Below are 25,352 nucleotides of genomic sequence, written 5' to 3'. Positions count from 1 at the left end.
ACGGGAGAGATGTCGGTGGGGATAGAAAGGGGCAGCCTCAGCTGCGCAGCAGACTGTCGGCTGCGGGATCGCGCACCACCTTGAACCAGCGCACGGCGCCGCCCTTGGTGTGCAGCACGGTGAATTCCAGGCCGGCCAGATGGATCTGCTCGCCGCGCTTGGGCACATGGCCCATTTCGTGGGCGATCAGGCCTCCGATGGTGTCGAACTCATCTTCGGGATCGCGGGCATGCAGGGCGACCTCGAAGGCTTCGTTCACATGCTCGATGGTGGTGTCGCCCGCCACGCGGTAGCTGTTGTCGGCCAGGGCGAAGATGTCGCCTTCGTCCTCGGGGATGTCGAACTCGTCCTCGATCTCGCCGACGATTTCCTCCAGCACATCCTCGATGGTCACCAGGCCTGCCACGCGGCCGAACTCGTCGATGACCACGGCCAGATGGTTGCGGTTGCCCCGGAACTCGCGCAGCAGATCATTCAGGCCCTTGCTCTCCGGCACGAAGGCGGCGGGGCGCAGCAGGGCGCGGATGTTCAGGTCCGGTGAACGCTGCAGCTTGAGCAGGTCCTTGGCCAGAAGGATGCCGATGATGTTCTCGCGCTCGCCCTGGTAGACCGGGAAACGCGAATGTGCAGTGGTGATGACCTGGTGCAGCAGTTCATCGAACGGAGCGTCGATGTTGACCAGGTCCATGCGAGGGGCTGCGACCATGACGTCGCCGGCCGTCATGTCGGCCATGCGTATCACGCGTTCGAGCATGACGCGAGACTCGGGGCCGATGACCTGATTGTCCTCGGCGTCGGCCAGGGTCTCGATCAGCTCGTCAGGAGAATCAGGGGCCGGGTGGATGAACTCGGCCACCTTTTGCAGGAAGCTTCGCTTGCTTTCCTTCTCGGAAGAGCGCGCAGGATGGGGGTCGGACACTGTCTTGGAGTGCAGGACGTGCGGTAGTGAAACAAGCCGCAAGGATAGCGGATTGCTCCGTCACCCCTGCATGCGCTGCGCCAATTCCCTTTGCGGCGTTTTGCGCCTATTCGCCGGCCTGGTGGCGGCCATCCTGCACGCCACGGCGGATTTCCTGCACGTCGGCCAGGAAATCCCAGAACTGCTTGGCCTGCTTCTTGAGCTGGTAGTCCACCTCGCCGATGTGCTCGGTCATCAGCGACGCCATGTGCGTGTCGATGCCGGCGGGCGGCAGCTGCAGGTAGGCCTCGGACTCGGAGCCATCGCGCTTGATGGTGGCGCCGGCCTTGCGCGCAATCTTGAGCATGGCCGTGTTCTCCGACAGCGCGTGGATGAACATCATGGACACGCCCTTGGTGCGTGCATGGATCACCGCGCGGTTGAACAGGCGCCCGCCGTAGCCGCGGCCGCGTGCCTGCTTGAGCACGGAAACGCCGAATTCGGCGCAGCTCTTGTGCTCGGGATGCGAGGCAAAGGCCAGATGCGCCATGGCGATCAGCTCGAGCCGGCGGTTGTAGATGCCGAAGATGTCGTCGCGCTCGAAATCAAGCTGCATCGCATAGCGGCGAACCTGCTCGTCGCTGGCCGCATAGCCGAAGCGCAGGTAGCGGTCGCCTTCATCGAGCTTGAGCAAATGCGCCACCACGCGTTCGCGGTGGGACGGGCCCAGCGAACGAATGGGCACCATGGACGCGGAGCGCCCATCGGGACGGTGCGGCTGGCCTGCGCTCGCACGCAACATGTCCCGGCCGGCCTGCCAGGACGCCTTCAACCAGTCTTTGGATGCATTCATGGCTCAAATATAGGTAAAAACCCGAGGTCGAGCAACGAAGATATTGCAATGCAACAAAACCGTAAGGTTTTGGCATGCAAACCAATTTCTCCTCCCTGCAACACCCAACGGCCTGGCGCCTGTCGAGCCCGAAGGCTACAAAGGCACGGCCGTGGTCACCTTGACGCGATCCATCACGAAGCTGGTCTTGCAATCCTGCACGCTGGGATGCTTGAGCAAGGTGTCCATGACGAAGCGCGTGTAGTGCTGCATGTCGGCCACGACCACACGCATCAGATAGTCCATCTCCCCGGTCAGCGACACGCACTCCACCACTTCGGGCCAAGTCTGCACGCTGGCGCGGAACACGTCCATGGGGTTGCGCTTGCTGGTCTCGGTGTACTTCTCCAGGCGCACGTTGAGATAGGCGGTCAGCCCCAGGCCCACGGTCTCCGGCTGGACCAGGGCCACATAGCGGTCGATCACGCCGCTGTCTTCCAGGCGCTTGACCCGGCGCAGCACGGCACTGGGAGACAGGCCGACCTGCTCCCCGATGACGTCATAGGTTTCCCGGCCGTTGGCCTGCAGGCGGCGCAAAATGGCCCGATCCAGTTTGTCGATGGTGTGCGTGGCGCTCATGGCGGTGGACTCGTAAATAAGTACGAATTTCTTCAGGGTTAACCCGAATTAACCAGTTAAATTGCGATAAACAAAAGAATTCCGCAATTTTCATGCATTCCGCATTTTCCCACCAAGGGCAAACGGCAAAAAGCTGAAGCCCCTCCCGCCTACAGTGACAGCACTGATCGCAAGCCCGCAGGCCATGCCTGGGGCGCCCGAAACACTGTCCTGCACAAAAAGGCCGGAGACCCCCATGAAAGCCCCGCTGAACCTGGCCCAGTTCCCCGCCCGCGCACAGACGGCCCGGCGCGCGCAGGACATGGGCGCGTGCGGCCTCAGCGGCAGTCGGCGCTGCCTATACTGCGGGGATCGCCTCCATTTCGCTTCACGCCATGACGCCCCGCCACGACGCCACCCGCGCCATGCCACGCCATGCCCGTGCATCTGCGCCAGTACGTGCACCTGCGGCAGCCGGCCCGCAGCCGTCGGCCCGGATGGCGCGGCGCAGCCTGCTGGCGGCCCTGGCCGCCCTGCCCTGGCTGCCGGCTTCGGCACAGCCCCAGCCGCCCCCGACAGCCTCGACAGCCTTGACAGCCCCGGCGCGCGACGCGAAATCCGACGCCCTGACCCTGATCGTTCCCTATGCAGCCGGCGGCCCCCTGGACCGCACGGCGCGTCCTCTGGTCGAGGCCAGCTCCGCGAAGCTGGGGGCCATCCACATTCTTTACGTGCCGGGCGAAGGCGGCGCCAAGGGCTCGAACATGGTGGCCCAGGCCACGGCCCAGGACCGCTTGCTGCTGATGGGCGCGGCCGCCACGCACGCCGTGCTGCCCTGGCTGCAGCCCCAGCTGGGCTACGACCCGCTGCGCGACTTCCAGCCGCTGGTGCTGGTGGCGCGCATGCCCAATGTGCTGGTGATGCGCAGCGATCTGGCGCGCCAGTGGCGCATACGCACGGCGCTGGACCTGCAGCGCTTTCTTGCCAAGCACCGCCAGCCGCTGCGCTATGCCTCGGGCGGGCCGGGCAGCAGCGGGCACCTGTCGGGCGAGATGTACCAGATGCTCACGCGGCTGCCGCTGCTGCATCTGCCGTTTGGCGGAACGCAGCCGGCGCTGTCGGCCCTGCTCGACGGATCGGCCGATCTGCTGTTCGACAGCCTGGCGTCCTCGCTGCCGCACATCCGTGCAGGCCGGCTGCAGGCCCTGGCCGTGACCACGCTGGAACGCGTGCCGCTGCTGCCCGAGGTGCCCAGCCTCAACGACACGGTACCGGGCTTCAACCTCGCCAACTGGTTCGGCCTGTTCGCGCCTGCCGGCTGGCCCGCCGACCTGGCCCAGCGCCATGCCGCCGTGTTCTCGAAGGCCATGCGCAGCAGTCCGGTGCAGGAAACGCTGACCGCCATGGGCGTGCTGCCCGAAGACCTTCAGCTGCAGGAGTTCGCGCGCTTTGTGCGCTCCGAGCACAGCAAATACGGCCTGCTGGTGCAGGCCGCCCGAATCCGCCAGCTCTGAGCCGCGCAGGTGCCTTGCCTGCCCCCGGCCCGGGGCAGCAATGACAAGATCCCTGGAGAGCACCATGATGAGCACCGCAGCGACCCCCACCTCGTCCCACGCCCCTGCCCACGCCCCCGGTGTGGCACCCGTGGTCTACGGCCAGGCCGACCGCCCCCCGCGCGGCGACTACAGCCGCGCCAGCGACGACTACACCTGCGCGCAGGACTACGACGCCTACACCGAGGCCGACCACGACACCTACCGGCGCCTGTACGAACGCCAGTCCGCCCTGCTGCCGGGACTGGCCAGCCAGCACTTCATCGACGCCCTGCCCTCGCTGGGCGCCAAGGACCGCATTCCGCGCTTCGAGGAAGTCAACGAGCGCCTGCGCCGCGCCACGGGCTGGGAGATCGTCGGCGTGCCGGGCCTGATTCCCGAGGTGCCCTTCTTCTCGCTGCTGGCCAACCGCAAATTCCCGGTCACGGACTGGATCCGCAAGCCCGAGGAGTTCGAGTACATCGTCGAGCCCGATGTCTTCCATGACCTCTTCGGCCATGTGCCGCTGCTGTTCAACCCCGTCATCGCCGACTATATCCAGGCCTATGGCCAGGGCGGGCTCAAGGCCGCCGAGCTGGGCGCCTGCGAGATGCTGTCGCGCCTGTACTGGTACACCATCGAGTTCGGGCTGATCCGCGAGCAGGGCGGCCTGCGCGCCTACGGCGCGGGCATTCTGAGTTCTTCGGGCGAGCTCAACTACTCGGTGCGCAGCCCCGAGCCGCAGCGCCTGCCGCTGTCGCTGGAGCGCGCCATGCGCACGCTCTACAAGATCGACACCTACCAGCACACCTACTTCGTGATCGACGACCTGCAGCAGCTGTTCGACCTCACGGCCGCCGATTTCGAGCCGCTGTACCGCCAGCTGCGCGATCAGCCGACCATCGCGGCCGATGCGCTGCTGCCCGGTGAAGTGGCCCTGCAGACTTCCGCGTCCTGAAGCCGCTCGCGCAGCTCCAGGCAAAAGCGCCAGACGCGCTCGTCGAACACCAGCTGCACATGGGCCACGTCGTCCAGGCGGTGCGCGTGCTGCCCTGGCAGCGTGGCCACGGGGAAGGGAAAGACGATGTTGTCGCAGCAGCTCCACCAGCAGCTGAAGGCCACCTCGGGCGGCGGCGGCCCCAGGCGCTGCAGCCAGGAACTGTCCTCGCGCATCTGAAGCGCCGGCAGGCCATGGGCGAAGCGCGCCATCCAGGTGCCGCGGTGCGGCGTGGCCAGGGTCACCACATGGGCAGCCAGTTGCCGGCGCTCCTGCGCGGACAACCGGCCCAGCCAGGCACGCACCACCAGCCCGCCCATGCTGTGGGCCACGATCAGCGGCGCCTGCCCCGTGGCCTGGGCCATGCGGCGTGCGCAGGCATCGAGGTCGGCCACCATGGCGTCGATGGATGCGCCGTGCGCCGGCTCCAGCGTCATGGCCGCGCAGGCAATGCCGCGTTCCTTGAGCCGCCGCAGCCATGGCGCCCAGACCGCGCGATTGCAGAAGAAACCGTGGACCAGCACCATGCCGACCTGGCCTGTGACCGGGCTTGCGTTTTGTCCTGCGGCCGGGTCACCTGGCCAGCCATCGGCCTCGGCATGGACCCGGAAGGGCAGGCGCCAGCCAAACACCTGCACGGCCAATGCCCACTCGGCGAGCCAGGCTGCCGCCACCGTGCGCCATGCGGGCACGGGTGCGCCGGCCTTGCGCACCACGCGGCGCATCAACACCATCTGCAGGCCCAGATGCAGGCCCGGCCAGCACAGGCCCGGCAGCGCTCCTGCCAGCGCCAGCCCGCGCGATTCCGGCCACCACCATGCCAGCCAGGCCATGGCGCCGGCCAGCGTGCCCAGCGCCACCATTTGCAGAATGCGTGCGTTCACGGCAGCCCGCCCTCCCTGAAAAAAACGCCAACGTAGCACAGAGCGGCCGCACTTTCGTGGGGGACGGCGGCCCCTGCCTAGGACAACCCCGCGTAGACCGCAAAGCACCCGCCTGACCAGAATCAGCCGCAGCGGTGGCCGGCCGACCGGCGCCTGCCCCTTTGCCGTTCCCCTGTCTCACCAGCAACCCAAGGTACCCTGCATGGACGCTGCGCCCTGGCTCAAGAACTATCCCGCCGATGTGCCCCACGAGGTGCATCCCGAGCAATACCGCTCGCTCACACATCTGCTGGAGGAGGCCTTCACCCAGCATGCGGACCTGCCCTTCTCGGTGTGCATGGACCGCTGGATGAGCTACCGCGAGCTGGACCAGCTGTCCACGCGCCTGGGCGCCTGGCTGCAGGGTCTGGGGCTGGAGCCCGATGCGCGCGTGGCCATCATGCTGCCCAATGTGCCGCAGTTCGCCGTGAGCATGGCGGCCGTGCTGCGCGCCGGCTACACCTGTGTCAACGTCAATCCGCTGTACACCCCGCGCGAGCTGGAGCACCAGCTCAAGGACTCGGGCGCCACGGCCATCATCATCCTGGAGAACTTCGCCCACACCCTGGCCGACGTGATCGAGCGCAGCGCCATCCGCCATGTCTGCGTCACGGCCATGGGCGATCTGCTGGGCGGCATGTATGGCAGCTGGATCACCTTCGCCGTGCGCCACCTGGCCAAGATGGTGCCGGCCTACAGCCTGCCGCTGGACGGTGAGGGCGGCACCGTGCGCGAGGTCACGACCTTTTCCCAGGCGCTGGCGCGCGGCGCCCAGAAAGAGCTGCGCCCCAGCCAGGCGGGACTGGATTCGGTGGCCTTCCTGCAATACACGGGCGGCACCACCGGGCTGTCCAAGGGTGCCGTGCTCACCCACCGCTGCATCGTGGCCGCCACGCTGCAGGCGCATGCCTGGTTCACGCCGGCCCTGCACGGGCGCGTCAGCGCGCAGGACACGCACATCATCGCGGCGCTGCCGCTGTACCACATCTTCGCGCTCACGGTGAGCCTGTTTGCCATGCGCATGGGCGCCAGCCTGAGCCTGATCCCCAATCCGCGCGACATCCCCAAGTTCGTCAAGGTGCTGCAGAAACGGCCCTTCCACATCCTGCCGGCCGTCAACACCCTGTTCAACGCCCTGCTCAACAACGCCCAGTTCCGCGAGCTGGACTTCTCGCAGCTGCGCGTGTCGCAGGCCGGGGGCATGGCCGCCAGCGAGGGCACGGCGCGCCAGTGGCAGCAGGTCACGGGCAGCGTGATGATCGAGGGCTGGGGCATGAGCGAGACCTGCGCCATCGGCACCAACAACCCCGTCACCGCCACAGCCTTCAGCGGCACCATCGGCCTGCCGCTGCCGGGCATCTCCATCGCCATCAAGGACGACGAAGGCCGCGATCTCCCGGCCGGCGAGGCCGGCGAGCTGTGCATCAAGGGCCCCAACGTCATGCGCGGCTACTACAACCAGCCCGACGAAACCGCCAAGGCCTTCACGGCCGACGGCTACATGCGTACCGGCGACATCGGCGTGATGGACCAGGAAGGCTTCACCCGCATCATCGACCGCAAGAAGGACATGATGGTGGTCAGCGGCTTCAACGTCTATCCGAACGAGCTGGAGAACGTGATCTCCATGTGCCCCGGCGTGCTCGAATGCGCGGCCGTGGGCGTGGCTGACGAGCGCCAGGGCGAGGCCATCAAGGTCTACGTGGTGCGCAGCGACCCGGCACTGACCGAGGACCAGGTGATGCGCTTTTGCCATGACCAGCTCACCGGCTACAAGCGCCCGCGGCAGGTGGAGTTCCGCGACGAACTGCCCAAGACCAATGTGGGCAAGATCCTGCGGCGCGCCCTGCGCGATCCCGCCTGAAATCCGGACAGCCGCAGCTGTAGCCCACGCGTCAGCCGTGGCTGCCTGCGGCTGTTAGCCTCGGGCAAAAGCTGCCCACCTCCTCATGACAACCTCCGCACCAACCAGCGACAGCGCCGCGCTGCCCCCCGGCATGACCGTGCTGGAGCGCGGCTGGCTGTCGGCCAACAACATCGTCTTCGCGGCCGACCCTGCCGATCCGCAGGACGACGGCGCGGCCGTGGTCGATACCGGCTACGTCAGCCATGCCGATCAGACCGTGCTGCTGATCGAGCAGACGCTGGCGGGCCAGCCGCTGGCGCGTATCCTCAACACCCATCTGCACAGCGACCACTGCGGCGGCAATGCCGCACTGCAGGCGCGCTGGCCGCAGGCCCGGACCTATGTCGCGCCGGGCCAGGCCGAATTCGTGCGCCACTGGAATCCCGAGGCGCTGAGCTACACCCCCACCGGCCAGGAATGCCCGCCATTTGCGCTGACCGGCGTACTGCAGCCCGGCGCCAGCGTGCGGCTGGCCGGGCGCGACTGGCAGATCCATGCCGCGCCGGGGCATGACCCGCACTCCATCATCCTGTTCGAGCCTGCCAGCCGCACACTGATCTCGGCCGATGCGCTCTGGGAAAACGGCTTCGGCGTGGTGTTTCCCGAAATCGAGGGCCTGCAGGCCTTCGAGGAAGTGGCCGCCACGCTGGATGTGATCGAGGCCCTGGCACCGCTCACCATCGTCCCCGGCCACGGCGGCGTTTTCACGGGCGTGGCCGCGGCGCTGGACACGGCGCGCCGCCGCCTGGACGGCTTTGTGCGCGCCCCCGAGCGCCATGCCCTCTACGCGGCCAAGGTGCTGCTCAAGTACCGGCTGCTGGACTGGCAGCGCGTGCGCACCACTGAACTGCTGGCCTGGCTGGACGCCACGCCCTACTTCGGCATGCTGCATACAGGCTATTTCAGCCACGAGACCGCCGAGCACTGGAGCCGCACGCTGGTGGATGCGCTGGTGCAATCGGGCGCGGCGCAGCGCGAGGGCGAATGGGTTCACAACGCCTGAACGAAACAGATCTGCGATAGGCGCAAACCACGCCAATCACATCACCGGCCGCAAGCACTGCGCAGCTGCGGCACCACGGGCAGCATCTTCATCGACCGCGTGCGCAACCTGGGCAGCCCGATGCGCGACACCTTCAACATCGAGGACATCGAGATCGTCAAGGGCGCCTCGGGTTCCGAGTACGGGCGCAGGCGCCCTGGCGCCCGCCAATCTCTACGATCCCGGCGTCAGCGATGCGATCACGGGCCAGGACATCCGCTATGCCGGCCAGATCAACGAAGGCCACACCAAGACCCTTGCGCTGTACGCCTTCATGGCCTGGGAGCTCAGCGCGAACCTGAGCCTGCAGCTGAACGTCTACAACCTCGCCAACCAGCGTTACATCGCCAGCCTGAACAGCGCGCGGCGCGCACCATATCCCGGGCGGGGCGCGCTCGGCCAGGCTGGTCGCCGCGCTGAAGTTCCGAGACAGGGCTGTTGCTGGGCGGCAACGGCCATCCATTCACTTATCAGACTATTCTTATATTTTTATTAGGAATCATTACCATTCTCAATCCAGGCAAAACTGCCTGATCCAGCCAGCACCGGCAAGCCAAGACAGCTCTCCAGCCGCCCGCGCAACGCCGGCCAGCAAGCCAGCATGTTCACTGCCCATCCCGCTTTCCGTTCAACCATGGCGAACTCCAACTCGTACATCAAAAGCCGCAAACACGACAGCGCTGGCCGCTCGCCGTCGGCCGGCATCATCGCTGCAGCCGCGGCCCTGGCCACCCTGGGCATGCCGGCCGTGGCCCAGACACAGACGCCCAGCGCCAGGACCGCGCCCAGCCTCAAGGAAGTGACCGTCGAAGGCTCGCGCAGCACCGGCTACGAACCCGCACAGGTCTCCTCCCCCAAGTTCACGCAGCCGCTGGTGGACACGACGCAGACCATCTCCGTCATCAAGGAGCAGGTGCTGCAGGAACAAGGCGCCACCACGCTGACCGAGGCGCTGCGCAACGTGCCCGGCGCCGGCACCTTCTACGCGGGCGAGAACGGCAACACCAGCACGGGTGATGCCATCTACATGCGCGGCTTCGACACCTCCAACAGCATCTATGTGGACGGCGTGCGCGACGTGGGCTCCATCTCGCGCGACGTGTTCAACACCGAGCAGGTGGAAGTCACCAAGGGCCCGGCCAGCACCGACTACGGCCGCAGCGCGCCCACCGGCGCCATCAACATGGTCACCAAGCAGCCCAGCCTGGCCGACAGCTTCGGCGCCTCGCTGGGCGCGGGTTCGGGCAGCTACAAGCGCTCCACCGTGGACTGGAACAAGAGCCTGACCGGCATGGGCGGTGCGGCCTTCCGGCTCAACGCCATGGTGCAGGACGCCGGCGTCGCCGGCCGCGACCGCGTGGCCAATGACCGCTGGGGCATCGCACCGTCGTTCGCCTTCGGACTGAACACCGACACGCGCACCTACCTGAACGTGCTGCACGTCAAGCAAAGCAATGTGCCGGACGGCGGCGTGCCCACCATCGGCCTGCCCGGCTACAGCAACACCGATGCGCGCCTGAACGCGGGCCGCCCCGTGGACCCCAGCCGCTTCTACGGCACCAGCGCCGACCACGACGACGTGACGGCCGACATGGTCACGCTGCGCGTGGAGCACGACTTCACGCCCGACACCACGCTGCGCAACACCACGCGCTGGGGCCGCACCAAGCAGGACTACCTGCTCACGGCCTTCATGACGCTGTCCAGCAACAACAGCAGCAATCCCGCCGACTGGACCGTGGCACGCAGCCTGCCGACCTTCAAGAACCAGGTCAACGACATCGTCACCAACCAGACCAACCTGACGACCAAGCTGGCGACAGGCAGCGTGCGGCACGAGCTGAGCACCGGGGTGGAGATCACGCGCGAAAAGCAGAGCAACTACGGCACGGGCACCACGGGCGCCTGGCCCAATGCCAGCCTCTATGACCCGCAGGTGCCCAACTCCGGCCTGAACTGGTCGCGCAACGGCGCCGACAGCAAGGGCTCGACCGACACCTTCGCGCTGTACGCCTTCGACACGCTCAAGTTCAACGAGCAATGGCAGGCCAACGCCGGCCTGCGCCTGGACCGCTACAAGACGCAGTACGACGCACGCGCCGTCTGCGGCGGCCGCAGCGGCCCGGCCTGCGGCAGCAATCCTGCAGGCACCGTGCTGCCCAGCGCCGTGGGCCTGGAGGCCTCCGACACCCTGCTGAGCTGGAAGATCGGCGGCCTCTACAAGCCCGCGCCCAATGGCAGCGTGTACGTGAACTACGCCCTGTCGCAGCAGCCACCGGGCGGAGCCAACTTCACGCTGTCCACGGCCGCCAACAACGCCAACAACCCCAACATGGACCCGCAAAAGGCCAAGACCGCCGAACTGGGAACCAAGTGGGAGCTGATGGACAAGCGCCTGCTGCTGACAGGCGCGCTGTTCCGCACCGAGATCACCAACGAGATCGTCACCAACCCTGACGGCACCGTGGGACAGACCGGCAAGAAGATCGTGCAGGGCCTGGAGCTGGGCGCCACGGGCCAGATCACGCCCGCCTGGGGCGTGACTGCCGGCTACACGCTGCAGGATACCAAGGTGGACACGGGCGCCACCGTGGCGCAGGACGGCTCCAGCGGCCTGACCTATACGCCCAAGAACGCCTTCTCGCTGTGGACCAGCTACCAGTTCCCGTTCGGCCTGACGCTGGCTGGCGGGGCGCGCTACTCGGGCGGACTCAAGCGTGGCACCGACGGCGCCGTGGGCACGCCCAACTTCACCGATGCCTACTGGGTCTTCGACGCCATGGCCAGCTACCGCATCAACAAGAACGCCGACATCCAGCTGAACTTCTACAACCTGTTCGACAAGGAGTATGTGGGCGCCATCAACAAGAGCGGCTACCGCTATTTCCCGGGCACGCCGCGCTCCGTGCGCGTGACGGCGAACTTCCGCTTCTGAGTGGATGCAAGACGGGCGGCCGCGCCGGCCTCGCCGCGCGCAGAGCGCCGACAATCCCAGTACCGCCCCGGCCCCGCCGGGGCTTTTTCCATGCGAGGAGGACCCGCACCATGATGCTGCACATTCCCGACGTGCTCACGCGCCAGCAGGTCACTGCGATCCGCACAGCCATCGACGCCGCCGACTGGGTGGATGGCCGTGCCACGGCGGGCAGCCAAGGCGCCCGGGTCAAGCGCAACCGCCAGTTGCCCGAAGACTCGCCCGTGGCACTGGAGCAGGGCCGCACCATCGAGCAGGCGCTGGCGGCCAATGCGCTGTACTTCAGTGCCGCCCTGCCCGCGCGCACCATGTCGCCGCTGTTCAACCGCTACGCGGACAGTGAAACCTATGGCCTGCACGTGGACGGTGCGGCACGGCGCCTGCCAGGCGCGCAGCAGTGGATGCGCACCGATGTGTCCTGCACCCTCTTCCTCTGCGATCCCGAGGACTACGATGGCGGCGAGCTGGTCGTGGTGGACACCTACGGCACGCACGAGGTCAAGCTGCCGGCCGGCGACCTGATCCTCTATCCCTCCACCAGCCTGCACCGCGTGGAGCCCGTCACCCGGGGCGAGCGCGTGTGCGCCTTCTTCTGGGCGCAAAGCATGGTGCGCGACGACACACGCCGCGCCATGCTGTTCGAGATGGACCAGACCATCCAGCGCCTGCGCGAGAAGCTGGGCGAGACCGATGAAACCCTCAGCCTCGCGGGCCAATATCACAACCTGCTGCGCATGTGGGCCGAGACCTGAGGGATCGGATCCCTTCAGGGCTTGTGCTTTTCCGCGCAGCCGATCAGGTGGTTGTAGCTGTTGGACATGCACTGGTACATGGCCTTGGAGCGGCCCGTGGAGGCCTGGCAGTCGGCCACCGTGGCGTGCGTGCGCGCCTCGCGGAACTTGCCCGCGGTTGCATCGAACTGCGCCTGCGTGATGTAGCCGCCCTTGAGGTTCTTCTGGCCGTTCTCGACCATGGTGTCCACCTGGCTGCGGATGTTGTCCACGGCGGCTGCGCAGTTCAGCGGCACCTCCTTGGAATCGACCTTGCTCAGGCCCTTGGCCACGCCGTCCGCCAGCTCGCGCACCTGCCTGGGCAGCTTCTTCGTGCCGTCGGGATTGCGCTCTTCGCCAAACCGGCCCGAGCCTGCGCCCGAGCTGCCATTGGGCGAGACCTTGATCTGGCCGGCATCGGCCTGGTCGACGGGCAGCTGCGAACCGTAGTGCGTGCGCCCTTCGGCATCCACCCATTTGTAGACGGGCTGCGCTGCCGCCGTGCACGCCCATGCAAGACCCAGCGCGACCCAGGCCGCGCGGCTCCCTGTTGTTGTCATTCTTGAAACCCCTGCGGTATCCGGGGCCGCGGCATGCGGCCCGCCAGTCGGTAACCAAGTGTAGCGCCGACAGGCATCGCCGCACCCCGCAGGAATGTCAAGTGCGGCTCAGGGCAGGTCCTTGCTGGGGTCGGGCGTGGCCGCATCACGGGGGCCGATGGTGCCCAGGCGGCTCTTGAGCGACTGGGGCTGGCCCGTGATCAGCGCCGCGTAGTTGGTGGTGTTGGACAGCACCTTCTTCACATAGTCGCGCGTCTCGGTGAAGGGCACGTTCTCGGCCCAGATGGCGGCGTCGAGCACCGGGCCGTTGCGCCAGTTGCGCGGGCGGCCGGGGCCGGCGTTGTAGCCGGCCGCAGCCAGCGCCATGGAGCCGTCGAAATCGTCCAGCGCCAGCTTCAGATAGGCGGTGCCTATGGTGATATTCACATCGCGGTCATTGATCATGGACGGGGAAAAGTCCGTCATGCCGATCTTGCGCGCCGTCCACCGGGCCGTGGCCGGCATGACCTGCATCAGGCCCGAGGCGCCCACGCCCGAGCGCGCATCCATGATGAAGCGGCTTTCCTGGCGGATCAGTCCATAGACGTAGGCCGGGTCCAGGCCGATGGAGCGCGAGCGCGCCAGCACCGTGTCGTGGAAGGGCATGGGAAAGCGCTGGCTCCAGTCGGCAAAGCTGCGGGTGCGCTCGCTGGTGTTGATGCAGCGGTCCCAGACCTGCTGCTGGCAGGCCAGGTCGGCGGCGGCCAGCAGTTCGCGGTCGTTCATGCCGCCGGCCTGGTGCAGGTTGGTGGCGTAGTTCCATTCACGCACGCCTTCGCTGCGCAGGCCGTTCTGGATGGCGTAGAGGCCGCGCACCAGGCTGGGGTTGGCGCGGGCGGCGGCCTTCTCCTGTGCCGTGGGCGGCGCAGGCGGCGGTGGGGCCGTCACGCGCTGGCCGATGTCCTCCAGCGCCAGTTGCTCGTAGAAACTGCCGGGGCCGGCCATGTCCTCCAGCAGCTGGCGCGCCTCGGAGCGCTCCTGCTCGCTGGGGCGGCCCGACAGCAGGGCGCGGGCCTTCCAGTAGGTCCATGTGTGTTCGGTGCGCTCAGGCCCCATGGCGTCGATGGCGCGGCGCACCGTGCGCCAGTCGCCTGCACGCAACGCGGCACGCACCTTCCAACCCAGCAGTTCGTCGCTGAGATCGCCGTCCTTGCGCACCTTGCCGAAATAGGCCGCAGCCTCGGGCTGCAGCTTGAGCGCGGCCTGCTTGCCGATCACGCCCCAGGCCCAGTTGTTCTCCTCGGCCGTCAGCCGGGCACCCCAGCCGCCTTCCAGCTGGGTGGCCGCCGCCGCCGGGTCGCTGGACGCCATGCGGATCAGCGCCAGCAGCGCCAGTTCCTTGGGCACGGCACCGCGCACGCGCGTCTGCCCGGCAAGGTATTTCGCCGGCGAGGCGAATACCTGCGCCACCTGGGGCAGGGCCTCGGGCGCGACGATGGCCACGGCATCGCGCGTGGCCTTCTGGCGATTGGCCTCGGCCGACTGGCGTGCCTTGCGCCAGACTTCGGGCTCGCTGATCTGCTTGGCTGCGTACAGCTCGCCGGCAGCATAGGTGCAGCCGTCGTCGGCGTCGCGCTGGGCCCACCACAGGTCGCGGACCTGCTGGCCGAGATTGGCGGCAGGCTGGCCCTTGAGGTTGTCGATCAGCAGGGCATAGCAGTTGACGGAACGGTCATCGCGCATGCGAAACGCCCCGTGCACCTGGTCGAACATGCCCCAGTCGCGCCGCTGCCCCAGCAGCAGCAGCCAGTCATTGCGCAGCCGGTCTTCCTGGTAGGTGCCGGGCCAGCGCTTGAAAAACCCCAGAATCTCGTCGGCACTGGCTTCTTCGAGCCGGGCCTTGAGTTCCCAATAGGCGGCCCAAGGTTCGAGCACATGGCCACGCGCAGAAGGCAGCAGCTGCGTGAGCTTGGCCTTGTCGCCCTTGCGAAAGGCCTGCTGCATTTCCAGCAGGACGTCGTCGCCACGGTTTTGCGCCAGCGCAGGCGTGGCTGCGGTGGTCCAGAGGGAAGCCGCCAGAAGCGGTGTCAAAATCTTCAGCCAGTGCATGGAGGAAATTATCTGATGGACAAAGCAGCCCTGCGCCGCAGCTTGATAGACCAGCGCCTCAACCTTCCCGACCGATTGCAGCGCGCCGACGCGCTGCAGCAGGTCATGCGCTTTTGGCTGATACAGCGGCCCGACAGCATCATCGGCGCCTATTGGCCGATCAAGGGGGAGTTCGACCCGCTGCCAGCGCTTCACCGGTGGAAGGAAGATGGCGAGCTACAGGGTACCCCACAAAGACGCCGCATCGGATTGCCCGTGATCGACAAGCAGCGTAAGACACTCAGCTTTCACGCCTGGTACCCGGGCTGTCCCATGGAAGAGGATGCTTACGGCATTCCCAAGCCCAAGGACACCGAAACCCTCACCCCCACCCTGCTGTTCGTGCCCTGCGTGGGCTACGCGGCCGGTGGCTACCGCCTGGGCTATGGCGGCGGTTTCTACGACCGCACCCTGGCCGAGCTGCAGCCCAGGCCCTTCACCGTGGGCCTGGGCTACGGCTGCGGCTATGTGGACGAGTTCGAGCCCGAGCCGCATGACCTGCCGCTGGACGCCATCTTGAACGACCACGGAGTCGTCTGGCCGGTGTAGAACAAGCACCCCCTGAGGCGCTGCGCGCCTTTCCCCTCTCTGCCCGCTTCGCGGGGGAGGGGGACGACACCCTCACTGCGGGGCGACCCTTGCTCGGTGTCCCTCGCTTTTGGCCGCGCCGGTTTTTAGCGCTGTGCTTCTTTAGTTTGCTGTCTCGCGCTGCGCCTGCCATTGATGCCAGCCGCGGGCTCGCAGGTCGCAGGCGGGGCAGGTTCCGCAGCCGTAGCCCCAGTCGTGCAGCGTCTCGCGCGTGCCCTGGTAGCAGGTGTGGGTGTCGCGCTGGATGAGGTCCACCAGGGTGTCGCCACCCAGGTCGTGGGCCATTTGCCAGGTCTGGGCCTTGTCTATCCACATAAGCGGGGTTTCGATGCGCAGGCGCCGCTCCAGGCCCAGGTTCAGGGCGAGCTGCATGGCCTTCATGGTGTCGTCACGGCAGTCGGGGTAGCCGGAGTAGTCGGTCTCGCAGACGCCGGTGACGATGACCGACAGGCCGCGACGGTAGGCCAGCGCGCCGGCCAGGGTCAGGAACAGCAGGTTGCGGCCGGGCACGAAGGTGTTGGGCAGGCCGTCGGCCTGCATGGCGAAGGCCACGTCCTCGGTCAGGGAGGAGCCGCCGATCTGTTGCAGCACGTCCAGCGAGAGGACATGGTCGTCACCCAGGCGCGGTGCCCATCCGGGAAAATCCCTGGCCAGCCGCTCGCGCACCTGCTGGCGCACCTGCATTTCCACGCTGTGGCGCTGGCCGTAGTCGAAACCCAGGGTCTCGACGCGCTCGTAGAGCGACAGCGCCTGCGCCAGGCAGGTGGTCGAATCCTGGCCGCCGGAAAACAGGACCAGCGCAGCCGTGTGGCGCCCCGCTGGCGCCTGGGGGGAAGAGCTATCGTTTTGCATGGCACGCATTAGAGCGCGCCCAGGCAGCGCCCGGCTCCTACATGGGTTTTCCTGCCATGCTTGCTAAGCTGTAGGGCCTATCGCGGAGGTTGCGGCCATGCTCACGCTCTATATCGGCAACAAGAATTACTCATCCTGGTCCATGCGCCCCTGGGTGCTGATGCGCCAGGCCGGCATTGCTTTCGAAGAAGTCATGCTGCGCTTTGACAGCTTCGACGAGCAGTCCGCCTTCAAGCAGCGCGCCCGCGCGCTGTCTCCCTCGGGCCGCGTGCCCGTGCTCATGGACGAAGGCATGGCCATCTGGGACAGCCTGGCCATCTGCGAGTACCTGGCCGAGAAATTCCCTGAAAAACACCTGTGGCCGACCCTGGCCCTGAACCGCGCCCGCGCGCGCAGCCTCTGTGCCGAGATGCACAGCGGCTTCGGCGCGCTGCGCTCGCTGTGCCCCATGAACATCGAGGCCCAGTTGCCCGAGGTCGGCGCGCGGCTGTGGGCCGAGCGCGCGGACCTGCGCGACGATGTCCAGCACCTGTCCGAGCTGTGGCAGCCGCTGCTGTCCACGGCCAGCGGCCCCATGCTGTATGACCAGTTCAGCATCGTCGATGCCTTTTTCGCGCCCGTGTGCATGCGCCTGACGACCTACGAGCTGCCGCTGGCCCCGGCCATCGACGCCTACGTGCGCCGCGTGCGCGCCTTGCCGGGCGTGCAGGACTGGGTGCAGGGCGCACTGGCCGAGCACGATTTCCGGCCGTTCGAGGAACCCTACCGCAGCGCGCCTGCGGCCGGCTGAGCGGCGCACCAGCAAAAGTCGGAGCACTGCTGCGCTGGGGTGGGCGCGGCCTGCGCAATGCCGCGGTTGCGGAGCCAGTGCAGCGGCCGTCCGGCTGGTGCTGCTTGAGTGTGTCTCCAGAAAGAATCCGAAAGAAAGCATGCGCTCGGCACTCCATCGGTGCGTGGAGGCAGCCCGCCATCATGTCACCGCCCAGGCCCTACCATTGCGGCATGAGCGAATTTCAGGTGTACATGGTGGGCGGCGCGGTGCGCGACCGTCTTTTGGGGCGGGCCGTGCATGACCGCGACTGGGTGGTGGTCGGCGCCACGCCCGAACAAATGTCCGCGCGCGGCTTTCTGCCAGTGGGGCGGGACTTCCCGGTCTTCCTCCATCCCGAGACGCACGAGGAATACGCGCTGGCGCGTACCGAGCGCAAGAGCGGCCTGGGGTACCGGGGTTTCGTCGTGCAGGCGGCGCCCGATGTCACGCTGGAGCAGGATCTGGCCCGGCGCGACCTGACCATCAATGCCATGGCCGCTCCTGCGGACTGGGATGGTGAAAGCGCCATCACCGATCCCTACCACGGCCAGGCCGATCTTCAGGCCCGGGTGCTGCGCCATGTGACCGGGGCCTTCCGCGAAGACCCGGTGCGCATCCTGCGCGTGGCGCGCTTCGCGGCACGTTTCCACGAATTCACGGTGGCGCCGGAAACCATGGCCCTGATGCGGGAGATGGTGGCCGCCGGCGAGGTGGATGCCCTGGTGCCCGAGCGCGTGTGGCAGGAGATCAGCCGTGGCCTGATGGAGCGCCGTCCCTCGCGCATGTTCGAGCTGCTGCGCGAGTGCGGTGCGCTGGCCGTGCTGCTGCCCGAGCTGGAGCGGCTGTGGGGCGTGCCCCAGCGCGCCGAGTACCACCCCGAGGTCGATACCGGCGTGCACGCCATGATGGTGCTGGACATGGCCGCACAGCTCGACGCCCCCCTGCCCGTGCGATACGCCTGCCTGGTGCACGACCTGGGCAAGGGAACGACGCCGGCCGATGTGCTGCCGCGCCACATAGGCCATGAGCAGCGCAGCGCCCGGCTGGCCGAGAAAGTGGGCGAGCGTCTGCGCGTGCCCACGGACTGCCGCGAACTGGGCGACGTGGTGGCGCGCGAGCACGGCAACATCCACCGCAGCGGCGAACTCAACGGCGCCGCCATCGTCCGCCTGCTGGAGCGCTGCGACGCCATCCGCAAGCCCGCGCGCTTCGAGCAGGCGCTCATGGCCTGTGAGTGCGATGCACGCGGAAGACTGGGTTTCGAAGACCGGCCCTATCCCCAGCGTGCCCGCCTGCGCGATGCGCTGGCTGCCGCGCTGTCCATCTCCACCTCGGACATCGCGGCCCAGGCCGCCGCGCGCGGCAAACAGGGCAAGGCCATAGGCGAGGCCGTGCAGGCGGCGCGCGCACAGGCCGTGGCAGATTGGCTGGCGCAGGCGGCCTGAGCGCAAAGGCCGCCACACACGGGAATCAGGCTCGCGCCACGGGCAGGACCAGTCGCAGGCACACGGGCTGCTCGCCTCCTGCCGTCAACAAGGCCACGCTGCCGCCCAGCCGCTCGGCGATGCGCCGCACCAGGTACAGGCCCAGCCCGGCGCCGGGCCGGTGCTGGGCGTTGCGGCCACGGTAATACCTTTCGAACAACTGGTCCTGGTCCGCCTGGGCAATGGGCTCTGCCGGATTCGAGACCTGGATCTCCAGACCCTCGCCCTGCCTGGTCACGTCCAGGCGGACCGATTCGCCCTCGGGCGTGTGGCGGTCTGCATTGGCCAGCAGATTGCGCAGCGCGATGCGCAGCAGGCCGGCATCGGTGATCAATTGCTGCGTGCCCCCGCCCAGTTGGCAGACGATGCGGCCGGGCGCAAAGTCCAGGCACAAGCCATCCACCAGCGCATGCAGGTCGCACGGCTGCAGGCGCGGCTCGGCATGGGGCTGGGGGTCGGCCATGCGGTCGTCGGCCAGGCAGTCGTCCACCAGGGCCAGCAGGCGCTGGGCGGCTTCGCGGATGTTGCGGCTGCGTGCCAGCGTCTTGTCGGGCGGTGCCGCCAGATTGCGCGCCAGTTGCTGCGCACTGGTCAGGATGATGGCCAGCGGCGTGCGCAGCTCGTGCGAGACCATGGCGACAAAGTCGCGCTGCTCCTGGCGCACCCTGCGCTCCAGCGCCAGCGCCTCGCTGAGTTCACTTTCGCGCAACTGTCGCTGCCGCAGTTCCGCCTCCAGCCGGACCTGCTCGCGCTCTCGAATGCGGCGCCTGCGCTCGTATCCGCCGATGATCCAGCCACTGAGCAGCAGCATGTGCGCCATGGTGCCCAGCGCGGACGCATGCGTGGACACCAGCGCGGTCAGCGCGTTCATGGGCAGCCAGCCCAGGTTGCGCAGAAAAGAGATCAGCACGCCGGCATAGAAGATGCCGAACGCCAGCATGAAGAACCGTGCCGGGGCATGGCCGCGCCGCCACAGCCAAAGGGCGAATGCGAGAAAGCCCACGGTCAGCGGCAGGGTCATGGCCTGCACCGGGACCATGCCCGCCGAGTAGTGTCCCGACACCACCAGCAGCATGCAGCACAGGCTGAACAGCCACAGCAGCGGCACGATCTGGCGCACCAGCCGCGGATACAGCGATGCCAGCTCCAACTGCCTGCAGGCCAGTTGCATGGAGATCGCCAGGGCGCCGGCAATGCCGCATCCCAGCAGGCGGTCGCTCCAGAAACCCGGCAGGCCCGTCAACTGCTGCACCAGCCCCAGCGATACCACCTCATTGAGCACGCAGACGCTGAGATAGGCCAGAAACAGGCCGCTCACCGGAGCCCGCGTGCCCAGCCAGAACACCAGTTGCACGCCAATCAACAGCAGGTACAGCCCGAAGTACAGGCCGAACGAGAGGGCCTCGCGCCGCGTATGGTTGTCGAACGCCAGTCGCTGCCACAGATCGATACGGGTGACGAGCGCGTTGCGCGCACGCAGGCGCACCAGCAACTCGTATGACCCGGCGGCAGCAGGTTCGAACTGGAATGCGGGACTGCGGTAGTCCACCGGCCAGGCGTGACGCGGAATCTCTTCGCCGCTGCGCCCCAGCAGCTGCCAGGGGCCGCCAGGCCGGCGCACATGGACCTCCACCTCATCGAGCAGGGCATTGCCCAGCAACAGCATCCAGCTGCCGGGCTGCTGCACCTGCAGCGGCATGCGCAACCAGACCGCCGCCTGCGTGAAGCTGGCGTTCAGGTGCCCTGGCATCGCCTTCCACCCGGGCGCCAGGTCGGCCTGCCGGACATCGAGCAGGCCCGAAGCGTCATCGAGCCGCTGCCACTGCCCTGCGGTCTCCTGCATGGGCACATCGGGGTCCAACACGAGGGTTCGGGCCTGGAGCAGCAGTGGGCACAGCAGCCAGGCCAGCACGATGAGGGTTGCACGGTAATATCGCATCTGAAGTCCACCACGGGGCCGCCAGCGTACACCAGCTGTCTGCGCTGTCACCCGCCTGCCCTCCTCCCAGTCCATGCTTGATGTGATCCTGCTCGAAGACGAGCCCGTGCTGCGCCATGAACTGGGCGAGTTCCTCGAATCCCTGGGCTATGCACCGCAGTGCGTGGCCAGCCTGCAGGAGTTCGACCGCCATTTCGATGCGCGGCGCCACCGGCTGGCCATCATCGACATCGGCCTGCCCGACGGCAACGGCCTGGCGCTGATCCAGCGCCTGCGCCAGCAGGGCCAGCAACTGGGCATCATCGTCTTCAGCGCGCTCAACAGCAGCGCCAACCGCATCGACGGCCTGGAGATCGGCGCCGACCACTACCTGGGCAAAGGCTGCGATCTCGACGAGCTGGAAGCCACCCTGGCCGCCCTGGTGCGGCGCCTGGGCCTGCAGCAGCGCCAGGCGCCGTGGCTGCTGCAGCTTGGCCCCAGCCGCCTGCAGCCCCCCGCCTCGCCCCCTGTGGCGCTGTCACACCAGGACCTGCTGGTGCTGCACTGCCTGATGGGCAAGGCAGGGGCCAGCGTCAGCCGCCGCCAGATCGTGCAGGCGCTGGGTGGAGACTATCTGGTCTACGACCAGCGCCGCCTGGACACCCAGATGCGCCGGCTGAGGCGCAAGGTGCAAGAGGCCAGCGGCCAGCAGCTGCCTGTCAAGACGCTGCGCAACAGCGGCTATTGCTTCTATCTGCCGGGTGAAGTGCAGGCCTGAGGAAGGGCCTGAAGGCGCCCGGTCCTTGCGGCCCGGCAACCATCAGACGACCGAGCGCACCCAGCGCACGATCTCGCCGGCAGGCAGCGCGCCGGAGACACGGGCGATCTCGCGTCCTTCCTTGAACACCACCATGGTCGGGATGCTGCGGATGTTCCAGGGCGCGGCAGCGTGGGGGTGCGCCTCGGTATCGAGCTTGGCCAGCTGCACGCCGGGCGCCAGCGCCTGAGCCGCCTGCTCGAAGGCCGGAGCCATCATGCGGCAGGGGCCGCACCAGGGGGCCCAGAAATCGACCACCACGGGCACCTGGCTGCGCCCCACATGCCTGGCGAAGCTCTGCGCATCCAGCGCCACGGGCTGGCCGGTGACCAGCGGTTGATGGCAGCTGCCGCAGTCAGGCGCGCTGCCCAACTGGTCGGCCGCAATGCGGTTGGTGGTGTGGCAATGGGGGCAGACGAAATGCAGCTTGTCGGACATGGGCGGCCTCTTGTTGGCGAGTCATGGGGGCAATTGCATGCATATACGGGCGCTGCGCCCATGCTTCAAGCCATGCTCAGACCAGCTTGGCGATCAGGGCGGCAATCACGCTGAGCAACACGGTGCTGGCAATGGGCAGAAAGATCACGCGGCCGAACAGGCGAAAGCGGAAGTCGCCCGGCAGGCGGCCCAGGCCTATGCGTTCCAGCCAGGCGTGCAGGCCATTGAACAGCAGCAGGGCCAGAAAGATGACGAGGAGCCAGCGGATCATGGCGCCGAGTGTACGGCGGCGCGGGACCGGGCCATACAGAGTACACCGCGTCATGCACACGACATATGGACTGCCTACATTGCCGCTGTCCCCCCCCCTCTTCATCGCCTCCAGGCCGACCACCACGAATTCGCCATGCAACGCAACCGCCGCCTTCTTCTTGCCGCAGCCCTGCCCGCCGCCTTGCTGATGACCGCCTGCGCCAGCGCACCTGCGCCGACAGCCCGACCCGGCGCCATCGACAACAGCGCCCTGCAGCGCAGTGATTTCCGCGCCCACCAGGCCACCTATGGCCTGGTCTACCGCCTGCCGGCCGATGCCACGGCCATCATGGACAGCCAGGTCACGCCCGTGGTGCACGAGCAGTTGCTGCGCCTGAAGCTGGTGGCCGAGGCCAACACCTTCAACCTGCCCCATGTCACCGTGGTGCATATCCACAGCGCCGACCCGTCCACGCCGCGCAAGATGCTGGCGGCCCTGCCGGCGCTGCCGCCCGTGCTGCAGGACGTTCACCTGAAGAATTTCTACACCACCGAGGCCGCCAAGGGGGCCGGCAAGCCCTGGTGGCTGGACCTGGGCATCGTCAAGTCGGGCCCGGCCTACGAGGCCATGATGGACTTCAACACCCGCGCCACCGCCGCCATGGCGCCGCTGCGCGACGGCCCGCTGCCGCGCGTGACAGGACCCGTCTATGCCCGCATGAACGACTCGGCCAAGGCCATGGTGCAAAGCGTGGGTGTCAGCGGCATCAACCAGGTGCAGGCCGGCAAGGAGGTGCGCAGCCACAACCCGCACAACACCCTGGTCTACAGCGAAGCCACCTTCACGCCCGAGATCGAGCGCGCCATGGGCGAGACCGCCGCGCGCCTGAACCGCATCCTGCCCGGCGGCTTCACGACCACGTTCGAGAACCTGTCCATCGTGGAGCTGGGTTTCTCGGGCAACGTCACGCGCGAGATCTACCGCATCAACCTCAAGGACCAGACGGTCCACGACGTCAGCAACGGCCGCAGCGTCCAGCGCTGAGGCAGGCGGGCCCCGGCCCGCTACAGGCGGTGCGTGCGGTCGCCGCGCACAAAGCCCATGGCGTCCCAGGGCTCCACGCCCTTGGCCAGGCCGATGACCTTGAACAGCTCGCCCATCTCGTGCTCCATCATCAGCTTGGTGGCCATGGCGCGCGGGCCCTGGGCCAGTGCGTCGAGCTTGGGGCCCAGGCCGCAGTTGATGAGGAAATGGGCCTGCGAGGTATAGCCCAGCACCTCGAAGCCCGCCTCCTGCGCTGCCACGGCCGTGCCCGTGAAGTTCACATGGGCCGTGATGTCCTTGAGGCCGACATCGGCCAGCGGATCGTCGTCCACCTTGTGCAGCCGGTGGCACACCAGGGTGCCCATGTGGCGCTGCGGGTGGAAATACTCGGATTCGCCAAAGCCGTAGTCGATGAAAAATGCCGCGCCGCGCGCCATGCGCTCGCCCAGCGTGCGAATGAAGGCCTCGCCCTGCGGGTGGATTTCGGTCAGGTAGTCGTGCTCGCCCTCGATGTCCATCGGCGGGCGCAGTGGCGTGGGCCTGTCTTCCCAGCCCAGGCTGCCGTCCGGCTGCAGCACCACGCCGCGCTCATGCCAGACACCTGCCTTGCGCACCAGCAGCTGCACGGGCATGGCATCCAGCACCTCGTTGCCGATGACCACGCCTTCGAGCCTATCGGGCAGGGCATCGGCCCAGTGCACCAGGCTTTCGTACTTCACCAGCCTGAGCTGCTGTCGCGCACGCAGCGTGCCCGACAGGTCGACGATGGTGTAGCGGTCCGGCCGCACGCCCAGGGCCGCCAGCTCGTCCAGCACCTGCAGCGCCAGCGCGCCCGTGCCGGCGCCAAACTCCCAGACTTCGCGGGTGTGCGTGCGCTGCAGCGCCTCGGCCACCTGGGCTGCGAGCAGTTGGCCGAAGACCGGGGACATCTCGGGCGCGGTCACGAAATCGCTGCCCGACGATGGCATCAGCCCGAACTTGGCGGTGTCATTGGCGTAGTAGCCCAGGCCCGGCTCGTACAGCGCCAGGGCCATGAAACGGTCGAAAGCCAGCCATCCGCCCGAGGACGCAATCTCTTGCGCAATACGGGTTTGCAGGGCGGCCGTTAAAATTGAGGGTTCTGTCGTCACGATCCGTACATTGTCCTCGAATGTCCTCACCTGCCCGAACACGCACAGTTTTGGTGACCGGCGCGGCCCGCCGCCTGGGGCGCGACATCGCGCTCGCGCTTGCCAGCGCCGGCTGGCAGGTGGCCGTGCACTACCGCGATTCCCACGACGAGGCGCTGGAGACGGCCGCCACCTGCGCTGAACTGGCCGGCGACAGCGCCGCCCTGGATGCCGATTTCTTCAACGAGGACTCGGTGCGCTCCCTGGTGCCGCGTGCCGTTGCGCACTTCGGCCACCTGGACGCCGTGGTCAACAACGCCTCTCTGTTCGAGCATGACGACGCCGGCAGCTTCAGCTACGTGGCCCTGGAAGCCCACCTGCGCAGCAACACCGGCGCGCCCATCCTGCTGGCCCAGGCGCTGCATGCCCATATCGAGGACCGCGTGGCGGCCGGCGAGGAGCATGCCAGCGGCGCCGTGATCAACATGCTGGACCAGAAGCTCTGGAACCAGAACCCCGATTTCCTCAGCTACACGCTGTCCAAGGCAGCGCTTGAGGCCGCAGGCACCATGCTGGCGCTGGCCCTGGCGCCGCGCGTGCGCGTGGTCGGCGTGGCCCCGGGCCTGACGCTGACCAGCCACATGCTGAGCCAGGAGCGCTTCGAGGCCCTGCACCGCCTCAGCCCGCTGGGCCGCTCGTCCAGCGCGGCCGACGTGGCCGCCACCGTGTGCTTTGCGCTGGACAACCAGTCCATCACGGGCACCACGCTGCTGGTCGATGGCGGCCAGCACCTGCAGCGCTTCGAGCGCGACTTTTCCATGATGTAGGCGCCTGCCCGCGCCCATCCCCACACTCCACG

General features: G+C 67.6%; 23 protein-coding genes. 12 read left to right on the top strand and 11 right to left on the bottom strand.

Going from position 1 to position 25,352, the window contains the following annotated elements; genetic code table 11:
* Window positions 1–37 precede the first annotated feature (37 nt).
* From ACN20X_RS06320 to ACN20X_RS06310, 3 genes are all read right to left on the bottom strand, one after another.
* Window positions 38–919, bottom strand: coding sequence for an HlyC/CorC family transporter (locus tag ACN20X_RS06320; RefSeq protein ID WP_016446494.1), 882 nt, complete (start codon window positions 917–919; stop codon window positions 38–40).
* Between the two features lie 106 nt (window positions 920–1,025).
* Window positions 1,026–1,751: a GNAT family N-acetyltransferase gene (locus tag ACN20X_RS06315; RefSeq protein ID WP_016446495.1), complete on the bottom strand. Its 726-nt coding sequence runs from the start codon at window positions 1,749–1,751 to the stop codon at window positions 1,026–1,028.
* A 135-nt stretch (window positions 1,752–1,886) separates the two neighbouring features.
* A complete protein-coding gene (locus ACN20X_RS06310) occupies window positions 1,887–2,369 on the bottom strand; it encodes an Lrp/AsnC family transcriptional regulator (protein WP_016446496.1) in 483 nt (160 codons plus the stop codon).
* Window positions 2,370–2,743: 374 nt separating this feature from the next.
* On the opposite strand from ACN20X_RS06310, the gene ACN20X_RS06305 reads away from it, so the two are divergent.
* Window positions 2,744–3,862 (top strand): Bug family tripartite tricarboxylate transporter substrate binding protein, encoded by a 1,119-nt coding sequence (locus tag ACN20X_RS06305; protein ID WP_223275136.1) that lies wholly within the window; start codon window positions 2,744–2,746, stop codon window positions 3,860–3,862.
* Window positions 3,863–3,926: 64 nt separating this feature from the next.
* Window positions 3,927–4,838 carry a phenylalanine 4-monooxygenase gene (gene phhA / locus ACN20X_RS06300; RefSeq protein WP_016446498.1) on the top strand — a complete coding sequence of 304 codons (912 nt, stop codon included), beginning with the start codon at window positions 3,927–3,929 and terminating at the stop codon, window positions 4,836–4,838.
* Here the strand turns inward: phhA and ACN20X_RS06295 are convergent.
* Window positions 4,772–5,761 (bottom strand): esterase/lipase family protein, encoded by a 990-nt coding sequence (locus ACN20X_RS06295; RefSeq protein ID WP_016451849.1) that lies wholly within the window; start codon window positions 5,759–5,761, stop codon window positions 4,772–4,774. The genes phhA and ACN20X_RS06295 overlap by 67 nt on opposite strands.
* 202 nt (window positions 5,762–5,963) lie before the next feature.
* Here ACN20X_RS06295 and ACN20X_RS06290 point away from each other — a divergent pair, with 202 nt between their 5' ends.
* The 4 genes from ACN20X_RS06290 (at window position 5,964) to ACN20X_RS06275 (ending at window position 12,474) form a co-directional block, all read left to right on the top strand.
* Window positions 5,964–7,664, top strand: a complete 1,701-nt coding sequence (locus ACN20X_RS06290) for a long-chain-fatty-acid--CoA ligase (RefSeq protein WP_016451850.1) — start codon at window positions 5,964–5,966, stop codon at window positions 7,662–7,664.
* An 85-nt stretch (window positions 7,665–7,749) separates the two neighbouring features.
* On the top strand, window positions 7,750–8,709 hold the full coding sequence (locus ACN20X_RS06285) for an MBL fold metallo-hydrolase (RefSeq protein WP_133072447.1): 960 nt from the start codon (window positions 7,750–7,752) through the stop codon (window positions 8,707–8,709).
* Window positions 8,710–9,382: 673 nt separating this feature from the next.
* Window positions 9,383–11,683: a catecholate siderophore receptor Fiu gene (locus ACN20X_RS06280; RefSeq protein ID WP_133072466.1), complete on the top strand. Its 2,301-nt coding sequence runs from the start codon at window positions 9,383–9,385 to the stop codon at window positions 11,681–11,683.
* 110 nt (window positions 11,684–11,793) lie between these two features.
* Window positions 11,794–12,474, top strand: coding sequence for a Fe2+-dependent dioxygenase (locus ACN20X_RS06275; protein WP_016446503.1), 681 nt, complete (start codon window positions 11,794–11,796; stop codon window positions 12,472–12,474).
* A gap of 14 nt (window positions 12,475–12,488) precedes the next feature.
* Here ACN20X_RS06275 and ACN20X_RS06270 read toward each other — a convergent pair whose 3' ends face one another.
* A complete protein-coding gene (locus tag ACN20X_RS06270) occupies window positions 12,489–13,052 on the bottom strand; it encodes a DUF4124 domain-containing protein (RefSeq protein WP_047326228.1) in 564 nt (187 codons plus the stop codon).
* Between the two features lie 108 nt (window positions 13,053–13,160).
* Window positions 13,161–15,140 (bottom strand): lytic transglycosylase domain-containing protein, encoded by a 1,980-nt coding sequence (locus ACN20X_RS06265; RefSeq protein ID WP_016446505.1) that lies wholly within the window; start codon window positions 15,138–15,140, stop codon window positions 13,161–13,163.
* Window positions 15,141–15,155: 15 nt separating this feature from the next.
* On the opposite strand from ACN20X_RS06265, the gene ACN20X_RS06260 reads away from it, so the two are divergent.
* The gene (locus ACN20X_RS06260; RefSeq protein ID WP_016446506.1) at window positions 15,156–15,728 is read left to right on the top strand and encodes a 5-formyltetrahydrofolate cyclo-ligase; all 573 of its coding nucleotides are present in this window, start codon (window positions 15,156–15,158) and stop codon (window positions 15,726–15,728) included.
* A gap of 141 nt (window positions 15,729–15,869) precedes the next feature.
* Here ACN20X_RS06260 and queC read toward each other — a convergent pair whose 3' ends face one another.
* A complete protein-coding gene (queC, locus tag ACN20X_RS06255) occupies window positions 15,870–16,628 on the bottom strand; it encodes a 7-cyano-7-deazaguanine synthase QueC (protein WP_034348362.1) in 759 nt (252 codons plus the stop codon).
* An 88-nt stretch (window positions 16,629–16,716) separates the two neighbouring features.
* On the opposite strand from queC, the gene ACN20X_RS06250 reads away from it, so the two are divergent.
* Together ACN20X_RS06250 and ACN20X_RS06245 are read left to right on the top strand one after the other, a co-directional pair.
* A complete protein-coding gene (locus ACN20X_RS06250; protein WP_016446508.1) occupies window positions 16,717–17,409 on the top strand; it encodes a glutathione S-transferase family protein in 693 nt (230 codons plus the stop codon).
* Between the two features lie 212 nt (window positions 17,410–17,621).
* Complete coding sequence (locus tag ACN20X_RS06245) at window positions 17,622–18,875, top strand: multifunctional CCA addition/repair protein (protein ID WP_046983873.1); 1,254 nt, start codon at window positions 17,622–17,624, stop codon at window positions 18,873–18,875.
* Between the two features lie 25 nt (window positions 18,876–18,900).
* On the opposite strand, the gene ACN20X_RS06240 is transcribed toward ACN20X_RS06245, so the two are convergent.
* Window positions 18,901–20,853 (bottom strand): sensor histidine kinase, encoded by a 1,953-nt coding sequence (locus ACN20X_RS06240; protein WP_047326229.1) that lies wholly within the window; start codon window positions 20,851–20,853, stop codon window positions 18,901–18,903.
* Between the two features lie 73 nt (window positions 20,854–20,926).
* On the opposite strand from ACN20X_RS06240, the gene ACN20X_RS06235 reads away from it, so the two are divergent.
* Window positions 20,927–21,610 carry a response regulator transcription factor gene (locus ACN20X_RS06235; protein WP_016446511.1) on the top strand — a complete coding sequence of 228 codons (684 nt, stop codon included), beginning with the start codon at window positions 20,927–20,929 and terminating at the stop codon, window positions 21,608–21,610.
* 42 nt (window positions 21,611–21,652) lie between these two features.
* Here ACN20X_RS06235 and trxC read toward each other — a convergent pair whose 3' ends face one another.
* Window positions 21,653–22,087 (bottom strand): thioredoxin TrxC, encoded by a 435-nt coding sequence (gene trxC, locus ACN20X_RS06230; protein ID WP_016446512.1) that lies wholly within the window; start codon window positions 22,085–22,087, stop codon window positions 21,653–21,655.
* Between the two features lie 76 nt (window positions 22,088–22,163).
* The gene (locus ACN20X_RS06225) at window positions 22,164–22,358 is read right to left on the bottom strand and encodes a DUF2905 domain-containing protein (RefSeq protein ID WP_012203183.1); all 195 of its coding nucleotides are present in this window, start codon (window positions 22,356–22,358) and stop codon (window positions 22,164–22,166) included.
* Window positions 22,359–22,493: 135 nt separating this feature from the next.
* On the opposite strand from ACN20X_RS06225, the gene ACN20X_RS06220 reads away from it, so the two are divergent.
* Window positions 22,494–23,384, top strand: a complete 891-nt coding sequence (locus tag ACN20X_RS06220) for a hypothetical protein (RefSeq protein WP_016446513.1) — start codon at window positions 22,494–22,496, stop codon at window positions 23,382–23,384.
* A 20-nt stretch (window positions 23,385–23,404) separates the two neighbouring features.
* Here the strand turns inward: ACN20X_RS06220 and ACN20X_RS06215 are convergent, their stop codons facing one another.
* Window positions 23,405–24,418: a class I SAM-dependent methyltransferase gene (locus ACN20X_RS06215; protein WP_016446514.1), complete on the bottom strand. Its 1,014-nt coding sequence runs from the start codon at window positions 24,416–24,418 to the stop codon at window positions 23,405–23,407.
* 116 nt (window positions 24,419–24,534) lie between these two features.
* Between ACN20X_RS06215 and ACN20X_RS06210 the strand changes: the two genes are divergently transcribed.
* Window positions 24,535–25,320 (top strand): SDR family oxidoreductase, encoded by a 786-nt coding sequence (locus ACN20X_RS06210; protein WP_016446515.1) that lies wholly within the window; start codon window positions 24,535–24,537, stop codon window positions 25,318–25,320.
* Window positions 25,321–25,352: the final 32 nt, after the last annotated feature.

This window comes from Delftia sp. PX-1, from assembly GCF_055797465.1.
This window is presented reverse-complemented; position numbering and strand designations above follow the sequence as displayed.

Coding starts and splice junctions, on each gene's coding strand:
- ACN20X_RS06315 (WP_016446495.1), bottom strand. CDS start 1,751: ATGAATGCATCCAAAGACTGGTTGAAGGCGTCCTGGCAGGCCGGCCGG.
- ACN20X_RS06310 (WP_016446496.1), bottom strand. CDS start 2,369: ATGAGCGCCACGCACACCATCGACAAACTGGATCGGGCCATTTTGCGC.
- ACN20X_RS06305 (WP_223275136.1), top strand. CDS start 2,744: ATGACGCCCCGCCACGACGCCACCCGCGCCATGCCACGCCATGCCCGT.
- phhA (WP_016446498.1), top strand. CDS start 3,927: ATGATGAGCACCGCAGCGACCCCCACCTCGTCCCACGCCCCTGCCCAC.
- ACN20X_RS06290 (WP_016451850.1), top strand. CDS start 5,964: ATGGACGCTGCGCCCTGGCTCAAGAACTATCCCGCCGATGTGCCCCAC.
- ACN20X_RS06285 (WP_133072447.1), top strand. CDS start 7,750: ATGACAACCTCCGCACCAACCAGCGACAGCGCCGCGCTGCCCCCCGGC.
- ACN20X_RS06280 (WP_133072466.1), top strand. CDS start 9,383: ATGGCGAACTCCAACTCGTACATCAAAAGCCGCAAACACGACAGCGCT.
- ACN20X_RS06275 (WP_016446503.1), top strand. CDS start 11,794: ATGATGCTGCACATTCCCGACGTGCTCACGCGCCAGCAGGTCACTGCG.
- ACN20X_RS06270 (WP_047326228.1), bottom strand. CDS start 13,052: ATGACAACAACAGGGAGCCGCGCGGCCTGGGTCGCGCTGGGTCTTGCA.
- ACN20X_RS06265 (WP_016446505.1), bottom strand. CDS start 15,140: ATGCACTGGCTGAAGATTTTGACACCGCTTCTGGCGGCTTCCCTCTGG.
- ACN20X_RS06260 (WP_016446506.1), top strand. CDS start 15,156: ATGGACAAAGCAGCCCTGCGCCGCAGCTTGATAGACCAGCGCCTCAAC.
- queC (WP_034348362.1), bottom strand. CDS start 16,628: ATGCGTGCCATGCAAAACGATAGCTCTTCCCCCCAGGCGCCAGCGGGG.
- ACN20X_RS06250 (WP_016446508.1), top strand. CDS start 16,717: ATGCTCACGCTCTATATCGGCAACAAGAATTACTCATCCTGGTCCATG.
- ACN20X_RS06245 (WP_046983873.1), top strand. CDS start 17,622: ATGAGCGAATTTCAGGTGTACATGGTGGGCGGCGCGGTGCGCGACCGT.
- ACN20X_RS06240 (WP_047326229.1), bottom strand. CDS start 20,853: ATGCGATATTACCGTGCAACCCTCATCGTGCTGGCCTGGCTGCTGTGC.
- ACN20X_RS06235 (WP_016446511.1), top strand. CDS start 20,927: ATGCTTGATGTGATCCTGCTCGAAGACGAGCCCGTGCTGCGCCATGAA.
- trxC (WP_016446512.1), bottom strand. CDS start 22,087: ATGTCCGACAAGCTGCATTTCGTCTGCCCCCATTGCCACACCACCAAC.
- ACN20X_RS06225 (WP_012203183.1), bottom strand. CDS start 22,358: ATGATCCGCTGGCTCCTCGTCATCTTTCTGGCCCTGCTGCTGTTCAAT.
- ACN20X_RS06220 (WP_016446513.1), top strand. CDS start 22,494: ATGCAACGCAACCGCCGCCTTCTTCTTGCCGCAGCCCTGCCCGCCGCC.
- ACN20X_RS06215 (WP_016446514.1), bottom strand. CDS start 24,418: ATGGCCCTGGCGCTGTACGAGCCGGGCCTGGGCTACTACGCCAATGAC.
- ACN20X_RS06210 (WP_016446515.1), top strand. CDS start 24,535: ATGTCCTCACCTGCCCGAACACGCACAGTTTTGGTGACCGGCGCGGCC.